A 541-nucleotide genomic window follows, 5' to 3' on the forward strand; every position below is an offset into this window, starting at 1 on the left:
CTTCACATACATCCCAACCTAACATCTCATTATTCTATAAATCCTCAATCACACACACCTACACAAACTCTTCTCCACCACCAATATACCTCATCTCTCTCACCACTTTACTACATCCCCTATCCCTCTCCAACTCCCCCTCAACTCCATTTCCATTCACCACACAACCTTCTTTTCCAAACAATCCACCCTTCTTTCGAATCACACAAGACATTCCTAATTCTTTCATTAATCCATACACCTTTTTCTCCTTCACTCTAACCCCTTCTTTTCCTAAACCTACCCTCATTCCAACATAACCATAATACCCATCTCCCCCATCCATCCCAACCATATGCCACTCCAATTCATCTTCTTTCTCTCTACCTTCTTTTCCCCCTCCTATCCTTTTTCTCCACTTCTAATACCCCCACCGACACACCCCACCTAACTTTAACACCCACCAAACCCCCTCCCCTACTCCTAAATCCTCTATCATCTCAAATCCCCCACCTTTACTCCTCACTCCTTCTCTACATTTCCATACTCCTTTTTTAACTAT

1 protein-coding gene is annotated in these 541 nt (G+C 43.1%); it reads right to left on the bottom strand.

Annotation, left to right across the window (positions count from 1 at the left end; all coding sequences use genetic code 11):
- Window positions 1-58: 58 nt before the first annotated feature.
- Window positions 59-334, bottom strand: a complete 276-nt coding sequence (locus FS628_RS30140; RefSeq protein WP_145326648.1) for an IS3 family transposase — start codon at window positions 332-334, stop codon at window positions 59-61.
- Window positions 335-541: the final 207 nt, after the last annotated feature.

It is taken from the genome of Paenibacillus xylanexedens (genome assembly GCF_007676705.1).
GTDB lineage: Bacteria > Bacillota > Bacilli > Paenibacillales > Paenibacillaceae > Paenibacillus > Paenibacillus xylanexedens_C.

Coding starts and splice junctions, on each gene's coding strand:
- FS628_RS30140 (WP_145326648.1), bottom strand. CDS start 334: ATGGTTGGGATGGATGGGGGAGATGGGTATTATGGTTATGTTGGAATG.